The following is a 16,287-nucleotide window of genomic DNA, read 5'->3' on the forward strand; positions in this document are numbered from 1 at the left end:
CATATTCATGTAGGTCCGTTTTGTCCATATTTCGCACAAAAGGGTTCTTTACTTCGTATATATCTTTTCAATTTGAATTGTACATTCTTATTTACTAGTTTTTGTTTTTACAATAGGTAAATTATACTTAAAAATAATCTATTCTACTTAATAAAGGTATACCTTTATTAACAAAAATATCGTTTAAAAAAATTGACTTGCGCCAACTCTTTCAAACGATATAGGATTTTATTTCAGCATGTTATTTTATTAATAGTGGCAAACTTTTTGTTGGGAAAAAATCAATTTCTTTACCATACGAGATTAATTTGGATATCCATTCCTGGTTAGGATGTTCACACACTATATTCAGCGCTTTTATAAATTGCTGTGTATGTTGACAAGTTATTATAGCTTCTGAATTTTTTTCCGTTTCTTCTAATACAGGTACCAATAATTCTAGCGCATATCTTTGGTCCTCAGATAGCCCATGAGTTGTAAATAGATTCATAAATTCTGCCCATTGTATTAATTCAAGCGAATGACCACTCTGTTGTAGGTGTGTAATAAATTGTTGCCACTCTAGTTGAACGGGATTACAAATGTGGAATGTTTCTCCTTTGCTTTGCTCTATGCATGCTAATCCCACAATTGCTTCACTGCTAAAATTGACTGGTACCAGATCAATTTTGATTTGGACGTCAGGCGCTTTTTGTAATAATAGAAGGGCTTTTATCAAACGATAAAATGCATTTTCTTCTATATTTTGTTGAAATTTACCATCTTGTGTACGACCTACTAAATTTCCTACACGATATACCGTTGCTGGTACACCTTTTTTTATTGCTTCTCTCACTAACTTTTCGGCGAGAAATTTACTTTCTACATATACATTCTCTACTTGTTGTCCCCGGTCAAAATCTTGCTCTGTAAACAAAAATTCTGTAGGGTCATCAGGACGATGGCCTGAAATACTCACTGTAGAAATATAATGAAAACGTGCCCCCGCCTTTTTACTCATTTGTAATAAATAGCGAGTAGACTCTACATTTATCTTTCTAAAATGTTCTCTGTCTCCATAATGTCGGACATCTCCACCGCAATGAATAATCGTATCAATTTTATTTGCTAATTTTTCTTGTATTTCTGTAGTCAGACCTACATGTTTTTTTTCCAAATCTCCTTCAATCATATAAACGCGGTCTTTCATTTGTTCTACAATTTGTTCACCAGAATAGAACTGCATCTTCTCCATAACTTTTGCTTCAATTGCAACAGATTTTTGTGGACGAACCAAACAATATACTATTGTATTTGGTAAATGTAATAATTGCTGCAAAATATGAGCGCCAAGAAACCCAGTCACACCTGTTAGTAAAACACATTGTGGATGTTGCTTAGAAATCTGTAAAGGCATATAATTCGTTGGTCGCTGTTTCTGTATACAATCATTGTTTTTTTTACTATGTTTTTGGGGGGGTGTTTCTTTCGTCATATATTTCTGTCGATCATTCTCTATTTTTTCTGCTAATTTTTCGATTGTCCGATACTGGAAAAAATCTTGTATATGTAAAGTCGAAAAATATGGCTTTAGTTTAACTAAAGTAGGCATAATTTTTAAAGAATGTCCTCCTAGTGCAAAAAAGTCATCTTGCAATCCGATATGTTGCACCCCAAGTACTTCCTCCCACACTTTAGCTAGTATGATTTGTGTTTCCGTAATAGGGTGTAAAAAATTCTTTTGTTTTCGATATTGCACAGTATATTGTTTCGTAAGTTTTGATATGTCAATTTTACCATTTGGTGTGATTAATAGTTCATTTACACATACATATCCTGTTGGTACCATATATTGTGGAAGAAGACTAGATGCATGATTGTACACGTCTTCTATATCTATGGTAGCTTTATCTCGAATTGTAAAATAGGCATGTAATTCTTGTTTTTCTTTGTTTAATAGCACCACAGCTTGTTGAATTCTTGATTCTTTTATAAGGATATCCTCAATTTCACCTAGCTCAATACGATATCCTCTTATTTTTACTTGGCGATCTCGTCGTCCCATGTATTCTACATATCCCTCTGGAGATAAACGTACAAGATCTCCTGTCCGATATAAAATAGCAGAGGATTCTTTCAAAAAAGGATTCGATACAAAAGCTTGTTTCGTACGCTCCGGTTGGTTATTGTACCCAATGGCGGTTCCCACACTTTCGATGTACAATTCTCCGATTACATCAGTAGGACACATTTGCATGTGTTCATTTAAAATATAAATTTTTGTATTAGCAATTGGTTTTCCAATTGGTACATTGATCATATCACTAGATGCATGCTGGGAAATTAGATAATACAAAGAACTCACGGTTGTTTCTGTAGGACCATATTCGTTGACAAGCAATACCTTATCGCCAAGCTTAGATTGCCAGGTTCGAATAGATTCCGCAGATGCAGATTCTCCTCCCATACTCAGTACACGCAATGGTTGAAGTTGTTGTAATTGTGCAGCGGACAAATCTGCTGCGAGCTGTTTAAAAAAGGCTGTTGCTACATCTGAAATGGTAATATGGTAGGTAGAAATAGCATGACAATATGCTTGTGTTGAGAAACGTTGTTCTTCATTGAGCAGATGTAATCTCGCTCCCGTTAATAAAGCAGAAAAGATTTCTGAAACAGATGAATCGAAACTATGTGAATAAAACTGTGAGAATACATCATTCTCTGTTATCTGAAAAGTACGAGAGCGCCATTCAACTAGATTCAGTACACCCTTATGCCTTAATAATGTTCCTTTTGGTTTTCCCGTTGACCCTGATGTGTAGATCATATAAGCTATATCTTCTACTATATTTTGGTTTAGAACGTCTTGAATCATAGATGAATTGAATAAGTCTTCAATCGAAACGATATGTCCTAGATAAGATACTAAGTCTTCTTGTAGTTCCATTTTTGTTATAGTCACAGTTGCTTTACTGTCTTGTAAAATATACTGTATACGTTCAAACGGATATTTCACATCAATTGGTACATATGTACCACCTGCTTTTAAAATCCCTAGCATAGCTATAATACTTTCTACATTTCGAGGCAAGAAAATCGCTACTCTATCACCTTTTTGTACACCAAGTTTCATTAGACCACGTGCAACTTGGTTGGAACGCTGATTAATTTCATGATACGTATATACCCTATCTTCCGTAGAAATGGCAACCGCTTCGGGCCTTGCATGCACCTGTTCATAAAAACGTTCTTGTATAGAATGATAAGGAGGCAATAGAAAATCGGTATCATTCAATTGTTGATACATAACATGGTCTGTTTTAGATAACATATCTAATTGGCCAAAGGGTGTAGCAAAATTTGTTTGTATCACTTGCAATGTGTGAACGAATTGTTTCATAAATCGTGAAATAGTTTCTCTTTCAAATAAATCTGTAGCATACTCAAAATGCAGAAGTATTTCACCATCTATTTCTTCACATGCCAAAGATAAATCGAATTTACTTATAGTTGTACTCACAGGCTGTATTTGGTAACGATATGTATGATGTTGTTGTATAGCATTTTGTTGATAACTAAACATGGTTGAGAAAATAGGATTCACATGTTCTCCTCGTTCAGGGTTTACATCTTTAATGATTCGATCAAATGGATAGCTTTGATGTTGAAAAGCCAACAAACATTTTTCTTTTACTTTTTTACACAATGCTTCCATAGTAGAAGCACCTGCTGTATGCACACGAATGGCCACAGTGTTGACAAAAAATCCTTGGACATTTTCAAATGCCTCATGTTGCCTTCCTGTTACAGGTGTTCCGACTACAAGATCCTGTTGTCCTGATATCTGTTGTAAAAAGTGTATATACGCAGAGAATAAGAGCATATATAAAGATATTTGCTCTTGCTGTGCCAGCTGTTTCAATCCTGATACATCTGTCTGATTTAGTTTCGTAGAGAATATATCACCACGATGTGATGCTAGACTAGGACGAACGTTATCAAATGGTAAAGCTAAAGAGGGTGGTGTATCTTGCAATTCCTGTTTCCAATACCCTTTTTCCTGTTCCCATGTACCTGCGGCAAGCTGTTTGTTTTGCCATGCGACGTAATCAATATACCTAATAGCTGGCTTGGTAGGTGGAATTATCCTTTTTTCAGATAGCTCCTCACAAATAGCAAATAGCTCTTGTAAAAATCGTTGCAAGCTCCATTCATCCATAATAATGTGGTGGAAATTGATGTATAACCAGGAACACTCCATTTTTTCTGTAAATAAAATGGAACGTAAGAGAGGTCCTTGTTCTAAATTAAATCCTGTATGATCCATTTCTTGTATAGTTGTCAAACGATACTGCTCTTGTTGTTGTTGTTTTTCAATGTGTTGTATATCTACCTCAGCAACTATAAGATTCATTTCTTCTTGGATACACTGCATCGGCTCTCCGTCTTTTTCTATAAATCTAGTTCGAAAGATATCATGCCTTTTCATCATTTCTTCTAAGGCTTGTTTCAATAAGATTGCTTGTATTCCTGGTTCTATGTGCACTTGAATTGGGATATCATACGTACGATATTCTGGGTGCTTTTTATATAAAAACCAGAGTCGTTGTTGTGCATGAGATAAGGGATAGTTTCCTTGATCCGGTACTCTCATAACTGAATTATTATGTTCTATGGGTCTTAATTGGTCTATATAAGCAGAACATGTTTGAATGGTTCGGTATTTGTATAGATCTTTAAAAGTAAGTTTCACATATAATTGTGTTTCAATCCGATTTATTAGTTGTACTGTTAGCAATGAATGACCACCTATTGTGAAAAAGTCCTCCTCAATACTAATGGCTTCAGTATCTTTTTGTAATACATCTCCCCAAATTTGTTGCAATTGTTTTTCTGTATCTGTATGAGGTGAAACAAATGTTTTATCCTGTTCTACCAATGTAACATTGAATACTGCTAGTAAGGATTTCTGGTCTATTTTCCCACTAGGTGTTACAGGGAAAATATCTACATGTTGGATAGCATCTGGTATCATAAAATACGGTAAATTTTTAGAGAGAAACTCTTTTAAATCTCTGGTATTTATATTCACATTTTTATTTTCTGTTTCTTTATAAAAAGCAATTAACAGCGGGTGAGAAGTCTCATTTTTATATACGGTAACAACTGCTTGCTGAATAGATGGATGTTGTAACAATCGTTCTTCAATTTCTTCTAATTCAATCCGATATCCTCTTATTTTCACTTGTTTATCAATGCGCCCTAAAAATTCAATTTGGCCATCATATGTCAATCGTCCCTGGTCTCCACTTTTATACATCTTTGTTTCAGGGGTATTTGGAATATGGACCTGTACAAATGTTTCTTTTGTTTTTTCAGGCTGATTAATGTACTTTGTCGCTAGACTATTTCCACCAATATAAATTTCACCTGGGACATAGGGCGGACAAAGTTGGCCATATTCATTTAAGACATAGATATTTGTATGAGATAATGGGTTCCCGATAGGTATATGCGTTTGTTTAGCATGTAATGGTTGTGTGATTGGATATGTAGTCGCGCACACTGTTATTTCTGTCGGGCCATAGGCATTCACAACTGGAATGTGTAAACCTACTTTAGATTGCCAGTTTCGAACCATTTCTGGTAAAAGTGTTTCTCCACCCACAAATACATATTGTAATGAAGCTATCTGTTCTAACTGCTGAGCAGATGCTTGGGTTAATGCATGAAAAAACACAGTGGGTAACAGGCAGTACTGGATTTTTTGCTCATGTATAACTGCTATAAAATGATCAATCGATTTTCTTTCTATATCTGATAATAGATGTAATCTCCCGCCCGTTAATAAACTACCATAGATTTCCCATACGGATGCGTCGAATATAAATGAAGCGAATTGTAGATGTACCTGTTGTTCTAGAAAATTATACTCTCCTTGTAATGAATGGATAAATTGCAGGATACTTTGATGTGAAATCAATACTCCTTTTGGAGTGCCTGTTGAACCAGAAGTATAAATAATATATGCCGCATCATAGGGGGTGTGTTTACTCTGTAGTTGTTCAGTTACTATTTGTTTAGAGAGTGTTTCATACATGATAATAGACGTATTTGATAAATTGTATGGCAGATTCGTTTTTTGATCCGTAATGATATGTGTCGATTCACTATCTTGTAAAATGAAATGGATACGATCAACTGGGAAATCTGGATCAATTGGTACATAAGTACCCCCTGCTTTTAACACGCCTATCATGGCCACAATGGTATCAATACTTCGATGCATGAGGATACTTACACGCTCTTGTTTTTTTAGCCCTTTTTGTAATAAAGCCTGTGCAACTTGACTTGACTGTACCTGTAATTCTTGATAGGTAAGAATGTGTTTTCCCATTGTCATTGCAATACAAGAAGGGGTTTTATTTGCTTGTTCATCAATAAGCTGATCTAATGTTTTCGAGACATTAGAATTTGCAAGATTTCCATCAGTCTTTTGATAAAGTGCATAATCTTGTGGTAAAAGTAAATCTACATCTTGCAAAGGTACATTTTTATTTATAATGAGCGTCTGCATAAGATGTTGAAATCGTTCTACAAATGTTTGAACATCTTTTTCAGTATAGAATGCTGCATTATAGTCCAGTTCAAGCTGTAATTGATCCTCTTCTGTTTGCATCATTCGCCATACCATATCAAATACGCTTACTCGTTTTTGATGGGTAATCACTTTTGTTTCTAACCCCTTCATGTGAAATGAAGGTAATTTTACCATGTTAAACACAGTTGGGTACAGATTTGGGTTTATTTGTTCTTTTGTCGCACTTAATTGATTTATCATATGCTGAACAGGATATTGTTTATGTTCTAGCGCTTCTTGTACCAAAACATCTATTTTTTGAACAAGTTCTAGAAAAGTATTACCTGTTGAGAATTTAACACGCAAGGGAATTGTATTTACAAAATAGCCAAACACGTTTTGTTCCTGGGAATTACTCTCTCTCATATTAATTGGCATTCCTACTATTAAATCAGTTTGGTTTGTCATTTTATGTAATAAAACAATGTACATACTCAGTAATATGCGATATTTACTAATATAATGTTCTTTGGAGAAATCTTGAACGGCACAATTGAGATTATAATTAAGTATTGTTTGATAAGCTCCTTCCTTATAGGAACCTTTCAAAGGTTTGGGGATGCTTAAAGGAAATTCACTCCATGGCAGAGTCCCCTCTAATTTTTCATGCCAGTATGTTTCACTAGTAACATAGGAATCTGTTCCAATGTAATTCTGCTGTTTATGTAATAAATTTTGATATACATCGCTAGTAGAAGGCAATTCTTCATCTATTATATTAGAAGCATACGCCTCTTCTAAGTCTTGTAAAAATAAACCTAAGCTCCATCCGTCAAACATAATATGATGAAATACCATGTGGAGCAGGTGTTCATTTTGTTTTAACTTGAACACTTGAAAGCGAAATAAAGCATTTGATGCAAAATCAAATGCTTTATGAAGAGCCTCTTGCAATGCATTGTCTAACATCAAAATTTGCTCTTCCTTCTGATAAGTACACCAATCGTAACACGTCATTTCTACCTGTACGTCTTCTTGTATGATTTGTTTAGGACCCTTTGGTGTATCGAGAACACGCATCTGTAAAGCCACGTGTTTATTTACAATATACTGTAACGCTTTTTGTAATTGTTGAACGTCTAACACTCCTTTGATTTGAATAGAAACTGGTTCATGATATAGACCTTTTTTTTCATCAATTTGATGTGCTAGCCATAATGCTTTTTGATTTTCTGTAAGTGGGGATTGAGCATCGTTTTTCATATGAGACCTTTTGGGCTTTAAAAATTGTTTCATAATAATTCCTCCTAAAAATATGGAAAATAAGATCAATAATGTTCTTATCGTTTGTCTGGCCCGTTGTAGAATCTTCATTTAATATTCTGAATTCATTATATTTAAATATAATGAATTCAGAAACCTCCAATTGGCGGTTATTTAACACAGCCAATATATTAATTTTTTTGAAAGAGGAAACTTGTTCTGTCGCAAGGCTTCTAGACAAAATATGGTCTTAATGGTTACAAACAATAATCTAATAAACTAATTTTCTTTTAATTTGCAATCTAACCATTAAATTAGTACCTCATATTAACTTGCTTTTTTATTTATTTTTATACGTACTGGTACTAATCAATTCTCTCGTTTTTAAAGTGTTGTCTTTGTTTTTCACTTCGCGGTAAGTGTTTACCTTTAATATAAAATCTGTTTTTTCTATAGTATTGGTATATATATTAACAATATCGTCACTTGTATTTCCGAATAATCTAATAATAAGTTGATTGTTTTGTAAAATTGCTTTGATATATATCGGTGAATCAGTATTATTTTTAAATTTAAAATCTGGACCATTATCAGCTACTGTCGCATCTAACCCCGCAGGTACATAACTTACTTGATGACTATGATTTATTCTAGATACAATATCTAAATTCGCTAACAAAACTGCATTGTATAAGGTACTTGAAAGTTGACATACCCCGCCACCTGCTGCCTGAATTAACTTGTTATTTAGAATAACCGGTGCATTTTTATAGCCATGGGTTTGATCAGTTATTCCGACAATTTCATTAAAGCTAAATTCTTTGTTTGAAGGTATTATTACATTATTCAATTTATTAGCAGCTTTTTCTATATTTTCTCTTGTATTTTCACTTCGGCCAGTAAGATCTGTTTTAAATTCAGACCTAGGTTTTTTCATGTTTATCTTCTTAAAATCTCGTTTAGAAATATTAGGATAGATATTTGTGTATTTCACGACTATGCTATCTGTTCTTTTATAAATAGCTTCAATTATATCTTTTTGTAACATAGTTATATTAACTTTTTTACCTACTTTTTCATCTACATAATATATTCCAGAATCCGTATCACTCATTTTTATTGATGCATTAGTGGGGTTTTCTTGAAATTTAGTAAATTCGTTAGAGATTAAATTCTGTAATTTATTATCATTAATTTTCGGTTCTAATTTATAGTTTATTTTTCGCAATCCTATCTTTGCTGTTAGCTGTTTGAACCATCCACTCCATTTATTTTTCACTTGCTGATCAAAAATTTTTTGTATGGCATAATTAGAATCATACATAATTCCAAGGTCCTGATAAGTATAAGTTTGTTTGGTTTTCTCTAATATAAATGTTATTTTTTTTTCCATTAAAGAGTTAATCTGTTTTTGATTTATATTTTCTAATTGTTTTCTATTTAATCCCCCTACATCTATTGTCTCAATTTGAGTGTTTGGTAATACAACTTCATTTAAAAGCTGATTAACAGCAGAAATATAACATATTATTTTCAAACTAATAAGTAGTATTAATAATATTGTGAAAATAAAAATTAAAAACTTAGTTCTTTTTATTTTCTTTTTTATAATCAAAGTATTATTTTTATCTGGCATTTTGATCACTATCCTTAAACAATGTTTCTCAAATAAGAAGATTTTGAATCGATTCCTACTTCATTCTACTTAAATGAAGATACAGTGTAAAATTCAAACAAATGATACAAATCATCACTTGAAATGATGGTTTGTATCATTATGAAATGGATCAGAGTAAGTATTTTAGTTATTATCTTATGTGAAATTTACTAATAATTATATATAGTTTTTTGTATAAAAAGTTAAGGAAATACGCCGAGAGTATGTCTGGATATTGATTTCAATCTATATTCAGACATAGATTGAAATCAACTTATCCGATACCCAAATAGGTCTTCCTTGTTATTTATATACTTGAACTTCTTTTATAAAATTTCTCATGGCAAGTCCCGCATTTATGCTTTTATTTCTGATAAATATGGTTGTGATTTTATGAAATTCCTTTGGGATTTCATGACAATAAATATTGGGAATACTAGAAAATAAGCCCACAGCTGTTGCAGGTAATAGTGTAATACCTAATCCGAGGGACACACTGTGCAAGATCATTTCCAACATATTAAATTCCATAAATTTATTATTAAAAAAACCTTCGTTTTTAAGCCATTTTTCTAACATTGTCCTATAGCCGCAGCCTTGTCCAAATACTAAAAATGTCTTGTGATTTAAATCTTGTATTTCAAATGTAGGTTGATTTGTAACCAAAGTGAGTGTCTTGCTGGTAACTTCGTATTGTTCAAATGCCGCTTCTTTTATAGGTCCTGTAACAAAAGCACCATCTAACTTGTAATTTAGTACATCTAACATCAATTGATTACTCACATCAGTTTTAAGTGTTATATCCACATTGGGATATTTCGCATAATATCCTGCTAATATCATAGGTAAGGGATGCACAGTATCTACTGTTCCTATGTTTAAAATCCCAACTGAAGATTCATCCTTAAACATATTATTTAGTTCCTCAAACTCTTTAAGGATTTTATCAACTTTTTCAAGAAATTTTTGCCCATCTCCCGTTAAGGAAATGCCTCTAGCATGCCGATGAAATAAAATCGTATTTAGTTCTTGTTCCAATTGTTTTATGTGTGCAGTTACATTGGATTGCACATAATTCAAACTCTTTGCGGCAGCGGTAATATTTTTAATTCTAGCTACTGTTTGAAAAATTTTTAGATCTCTAAATTCCAAAACTATCTCCACCTTGCATATGTTCTAACTGTATTTGATTTGAATTTATTTATATGTTTATTCTTAATTCCTTAACATTATTAAATGTATATACTTAGAATATGTTAAACAAGGAATTGTTAAACGTTTAAATACACGAGAATTTTACGTGAAAATAAATTTACATTCTTTTATTTAGTGGTTTAAGTGTATATAAAGATTGTTACTCCTTAGACCTTTAAAATGGAATTTAAGAATATTAAAGCATCCTGTAACAGAGAAAAAGCCCCTAATAGATAATCTGTACTCCTTATGTACTAATAATTGTTTTAACTTCTATAATAGTATGGTTCTATTGTAGACTGTGTTGGCTATTGCATGCCTCACCAATTATAAGGAGAAATGAGCATTATTGTATAAGGGAATTTTGTCTTAAGAATAGACATTTTTGGTACATAATTTATGCGTGGTTATTTAATAATAAGTCTACAAAATTATTTATTATGAGGGATTGGCTTATGAAAACATTTTTATTGCCAGATAAAGAACCTGAAACTAATCAGAAGAATTATAATAGTGTACAAATAAATTCTTCTTTGGATAAAAGTCTTGAGTTTATAAAATATCAATTGGGGGATGCTCCGGATCTTGTAATAAGAAGAATTCAGAAAGAAAATGATCAAACCCTAGCATTAGTTTATTTATCGGAATTAACTGACAAAAAAGACGTTAATGATAATATTCTTAAACCCCTTTTAAGGGAAGATTTTAAAGCTGAATTAGAGCTAATTATACCTCTTGGGAATATTTCTAAGGTTCAATATCTTAGTCAACTTCAAGAAAGTTTATTAGAGGGAAATGCAATTCTTCTTGTTAACAAATCCCCTATTGCATATAAACTCGAAATTAAGGGTGGACCCAATCGAGAACCCTCCGATTCTAAGAATGAAATATCTATAAAAGGTACACATCAAGGATTTGTAGAAGCTGCAACTAAAAACATTGCTTTAATCCGAAATTATTTGCCAACAGCTAAACTAAATGTAAAGTCTACAGAAGTTGGTGAAGAAGGAAAAACAAAAATTTATGTACTTTTTTTAATAGAAAAAGTTGATTTTGAAATTATTGAAGAGATACAAAATAGATTAAATAATATTAAAGTTAATTCTATAGTGAATACTGGAGAATTAGTTAAACACATTGAAGATAACCCGTATTCTCCTTTCCCACAACTCTTACTAACTGAAAGACCTGATACGGCAGTATCTCATCTATTGGAAGGGAAATTTGTAATAGTTGTTGATCATTCTCCAAATGTATTAATTGGACCAACGAATTTTCTTAATTTTTTTAGAAATATAGATGACCGAAGTACTAGGTGGATGATAAATTTTGTTCTTCAAATTTTACGCATAGTAGCATTTTTCTTAGCGCTTGTTTTACCAGCTGCATATATTGCTCTAATTTCATTTAATTTTAGTTTGATACCTGTACCATTATTTTTATCTATAGCAGAATCCAGGGAAAATGTTCCCTTTTCAGCTATTGTAGAAGCTATGATTATGGAAATAACTTTAGAAATGATGAGAGAAGCAGCTTTACGTTTACCTGCTCCTATTGGACAAACCATGGGAATAGTTGGAGGGATTATTATAGGACAAGCTGCTGTACAAGCAGGGATTGTAAGTAATATCATGATTATCATCGTTTCTATAACAGCTATTGCATCGTTTACTGTCCCAAATTATGATATGAGTTTAGCAGTTCGATACTTACGTTTTCCTATGATGCTGCTAGCCACTTGGTTTGGAGTTGTAGGTATTATTATAGGTCTTATGACATTACTAGCACATATGTTAAGTATTCGTTCTATAGGTACCCCGTACGGTGTTTCATTTTTACCCATGAATATTTGTAAGCTCAAGTATTTTATTCTTAAATATAAAAATAGAGCAAAAGGTGACATATAATGACTAAAATCAATAATGTGGCTACACTTTCTTTAGGCCAATTTATATTTATTATTCATGGAGCTCAGGTTGGAACGGGAATTCTTTTTTTACCCCGTACATTAGCAGAAAAATCGGGTACTGATGGATGGTTAGTTCTGCCTCTTTGTTTTCTATTTTCTACATTAGCTAGTTTAGCTTGGGTTCAAATAGCTCGACGATATTCAAGCCAGCTGTTGAATAATAGAATAAATAAATTTACAAGGAAATCCTTCACCCTGATCTATACTGCCTATTTTTCTTTTTATGCGTGGGTGGTATTACTAAACGGAATGCTCTACATCAAAGGGAATTTACTTCCTAAAACACCGGATTACCTCATAATAATATTATTTTTAATCCCTACTTATCTTGTCGTTTCTCAAAATGTTTATGTATTAGGACGTTACTGTGAGATTGTATTTTATCTTACAATCTGGATTTTAATATTATTTTTAATTCCCTTAAAAGAAGGAGATACACTAAATATGTTGCCTCTTTTTAAAAATGGGATCAGTGGGATTTTGAAGGCTTTTCCACAGGCAATCTTTCCATTTACAGGATTTGAAATAGTACCCTGTATGTATCCATATTTAAAAAGAAAACAGGATGCGACCAAAGGGGTGTTAATCGCTAACAGTATAACATTGTGTTTTTATATTTTCATGACAATTTCATGTTTTATATTTTTTAGTCCGGATGAAATAACATCGTATAACCAACCTGTACTAAGTATACTAAAGATTATTGAGGTTAGTTTTTTGGAAAGATTTGATTTAATTATTATAACTGTATATTTATTTGTGGTTTTTACTGCATGGACCCCCTATATTTATGCTAGTTTATTATGTATCAGTAATTTAACTAACCAACCACAAAACAATATGCATATCTCCATTTTCTTTTCTCTTATTATTTTAAGTGTTTTTCTGATTCATCCCTCATGGAGTCAGGTACAAAATTGTAAGAACATAATTTCATATGTAGGATTAGGAACAGCTTATTTATTTCCTATATTCTTGTTTGCAGTATTTAAATTAAGAGGTGAGACTAGATGATACGAAAAATACTATATCTCCTCTCATGTCTAATGTTGCTTACGGGTTGCTACGATCAAATATATGTTGAGGATGTTGCTGCGACATTAATTGTAGGAATTGATTTAGATAAGCAAGATAATCTGCAAATATACGTAGTAAACCCCTTAATAAACAAAGATCAGAAACGAAATGAGGAAAAACATTATAGCTCGGATACTACAGTTCGAAAGGCTAGAGATAAATTTGATACTGTAGATCCAGGAATTATTTCCGGTAGTAAAATACAGATTATACTTTTAGGAAAAAAACTTCTTCAAAAAAAGAATTGGATAAGTTACTTAGAACCTTTTTATCGTGATCCCCAAAATACTATGACTGCCAAAGTTATTGGTGTAGAAGGGAAAGTTTCTGATATTATCTACTCTCGTGCCCATAAAAATAACTTTCTTGCAGATTATTTGACTAAATTAATTAGAACAGGAAATGCAAGAAATGTTACTGTTAAAACAACTTTTAAAGAACTACATAGACAGGTTAAGGATAAGGGGATAACCCCCAGTATCTCTAGTATAAAAAAAATGGAAAATAAAAAAGTGAGAATTACAGGAACAATGCTTTTAGATTCTCAAAATTTGTTCCAATCAAGTTTAAATCCAAATGAAAATAAATTATTAACCTTATTACAGGGCAAAGTACAAGGCGATTATCCATTTACAATAAATAATCCATTCAAGTTAAGTAATAAACAATTGCTTAGTATTTCTGCACAAAGAATTAAAGTTGACAAAAAAGTAGCATATACTAACCATTTTATTTTTAATATACAAATTGATATGGGAACAGAAATTATTGAGAAGTTTCCTGATTCTGATACATCAATGGATGTTGAAAAATTAGAAAAGGCTATTTCGAAAGAATTAACAAAAGAAATAACACAACTTATCAAAAAAATTAAACAAGCGAAGATAGATCCTATTGGTTTAGGATTATATGCTCGTGCATTTCAATATAAAAATTGGATATCTCATGAACAAAATTGGGGTAATGAGTTATCAAAATCACAAATAAATATAAAAGTAAATATAAAAGTAAGAGATGTAGGGAGTATTAAATAAATATGGTAGTCAAAAAGTATGAATTTAAAAAATAAATTACTATAACATTTATTCCTGATATTAAATTTGTATCGAATTATGCCGATTCATCGTCTAAAGACTTGTAGAACCTCACATACGCTACTTTCAGTGAAATGATTTATATTATAAATACAAAAACTGATTATAAACCAAAGCAGAAGAAACCAATATGTTTCTTCTGCTTGATTGCCTCTTACTGCAATATGCAGTATTAATTTGATTTTACAATCAGGTTAATCATAAGCAGTAATAGGGGTCACGTGCACGTTGAGACACACTTTAGACACAAATTAACCGGTATTTTGTACGTTAAGTAACCGGTTAATAATGTAGGAAATCTTTTACTAAACATATTTATAATGATTTAATTTATTTACATTGGCATGCCTGGTAAAGACTTCGCTATTAATACAATAATTACCGCTAAGAAGAACGCTTTAATAATGAATAGAATAATAATTGGAATCGATGCTTTCACTTTGCTTAATCCAGCTGTAATATGTAATCCAAACCAAATTAAGATTAAATTCCATACATAGAATACTTCAATTGTATTACCAATTCCATATGCAAATGTACCTTCCGTAAATAATAGCCCTAGACTCGTATATTGAGTCATTCCAGTACCAAAGATTTGACTTAACATTGTATTAATAAGTCCACCAATAATAAGGACAATATTTGTATAAACTACAATATTCAATAAGGTTTTATAAGGGGTATCATTCCCAAAGAACATCATAAACATTTTATAAATGGCTGCTATGAATAGTGCTCCAATCATCGCACCAGCAAAGCTTGATCCAATTCCAGAAATTATTTCGGATGTAAGTGAACTTTGTCCAGTCAGTTCACCTAATTCTTTTTTCATTTTAAGCATCTCAGGTGAGTTATGTCTAACATATGCACTTAAACCACCTAGTAGCCCTTGTAATAGTGCCACGAAGAGGAACATACCCCAAACTTTCTTGTTTGTTTGCATTCTTTCAAATTGTACTCCAGGAGATTTAATCATTCCAAATAATGATGGCTTTTTCGCACTTACATCTTGTTTATTCATATTGGCTTCCATTATAGCGCCTCTTTCTATTTATATAATCCTCTTAAAGGATGTTACAACCATTCACTCGAACAATATGTATAGTAGAGATATTTATCTATACTAGTAAACTATTCGTAGCGAAGTGCTTCGATTGGATCTAATTTCGCAGCTTTGTTTGCTGGAATTAATCCAAAAACAATACCAAGTGTCATAGAGAATAGCACTCCTCCAACGACAACTTCCCATGAAACGAGCGGTGGCCACTTCGCAAATGTGGAAACGATATATGCCCCGCCATACCCAAGACCAATCCCGATTAAACCACCTAGAAGCGTTAACATAACTGCTTCAATTAAAAACTGTAATAAAATTTTACTACGCGTCGCTCCAAGTGCTTTACGTACTCCAATTTCGCGCGTACGTTCTGTTACAGATACGAGCATAATGTTCATAACACCAATACCACCAACG

Annotated in this window: 8 protein-coding genes; 3 read left to right on the plus strand and 5 right to left on the minus strand. The window is 32.3% G+C overall.

What is annotated here, in order from left to right; all coding sequences use genetic code 11:
- Nucleotides 1-241: 241 nt before the first annotated feature.
- The 3 genes from ACS2MN_RS30090 to ACS2MN_RS30100 all read right to left on the minus strand — a co-directional run bounded on the left by ACS2MN_RS30090 (nt 242) and on the right by ACS2MN_RS30100 (nt 10,631).
- On the minus strand, nt 242-7,855 hold the full coding sequence (locus ACS2MN_RS30090) for an amino acid adenylation domain-containing protein (RefSeq protein WP_438894922.1): 7,614 nt from the start codon (nt 7,853-7,855) through the stop codon (nt 242-244).
- Nucleotides 7,856-8,162: 307 nt separating this feature from the next.
- Complete coding sequence (locus ACS2MN_RS30095; protein WP_438894923.1) at nt 8,163-9,458, minus strand: VanW family protein; 1,296 nt, start codon at nt 9,456-9,458, stop codon at nt 8,163-8,165.
- Between the two features lie 324 nt (nt 9,459-9,782).
- Complete coding sequence (locus ACS2MN_RS30100; RefSeq protein WP_346995122.1) at nt 9,783-10,631, minus strand: LysR family transcriptional regulator; 849 nt, start codon at nt 10,629-10,631, stop codon at nt 9,783-9,785.
- A 497-nt stretch (nt 10,632-11,128) separates the two neighbouring features.
- Between ACS2MN_RS30100 and ACS2MN_RS30105 the strand changes: the two genes are divergently transcribed.
- Genes ACS2MN_RS30105 through ACS2MN_RS30115 form a run of 3 tightly spaced genes read left to right on the plus strand, consistent with a single transcriptional unit; the run spans nt 11,129 to nt 14,753 of the window.
- Nucleotides 11,129-12,580: a spore germination protein gene (locus tag ACS2MN_RS30105; protein ID WP_438894924.1), complete on the plus strand. Its 1,452-nt coding sequence runs from the start codon at nt 11,129-11,131 to the stop codon at nt 12,578-12,580.
- Complete coding sequence (locus ACS2MN_RS30110) at nt 12,580-13,656, plus strand: GerAB/ArcD/ProY family transporter (protein ID WP_438894925.1); 1,077 nt, start codon at nt 12,580-12,582, stop codon at nt 13,654-13,656. Before ACS2MN_RS30105 ends, ACS2MN_RS30110 begins: the two co-directional genes overlap by 1 nt.
- Nucleotides 13,653-14,753 (plus strand): Ger(x)C family spore germination protein, encoded by a 1,101-nt coding sequence (locus ACS2MN_RS30115; protein WP_438894926.1) that lies wholly within the window; start codon nt 13,653-13,655, stop codon nt 14,751-14,753. Before ACS2MN_RS30110 ends, ACS2MN_RS30115 begins: the two co-directional genes overlap by 4 nt.
- A 394-nt stretch (nt 14,754-15,147) precedes the next feature.
- Here the strand turns inward: ACS2MN_RS30115 and ACS2MN_RS30120 are convergent, their stop codons facing one another.
- Both ACS2MN_RS30120 and ACS2MN_RS30125 read right to left on the minus strand, forming a co-directional pair.
- Nucleotides 15,148-15,846, minus strand: a complete 699-nt coding sequence (locus tag ACS2MN_RS30120) for a Yip1 family protein (protein WP_438894927.1) — start codon at nt 15,844-15,846, stop codon at nt 15,148-15,150.
- Between the two features lie 98 nt (nt 15,847-15,944).
- The coding region (locus tag ACS2MN_RS30125; protein WP_438894895.1) for an ABC transporter permease at nt 15,945-16,287 on the minus strand (343 nt) is incomplete at its 5' end.

Origin of the sequence: Bacillus cereus group sp. BceL062, assembly GCF_051780025.1 — a bacterium.
GTDB classification, from domain to species: domain Bacteria; phylum Bacillota; class Bacilli; order Bacillales; family Bacillaceae_G; genus Bacillus_A; species Bacillus_A toyonensis.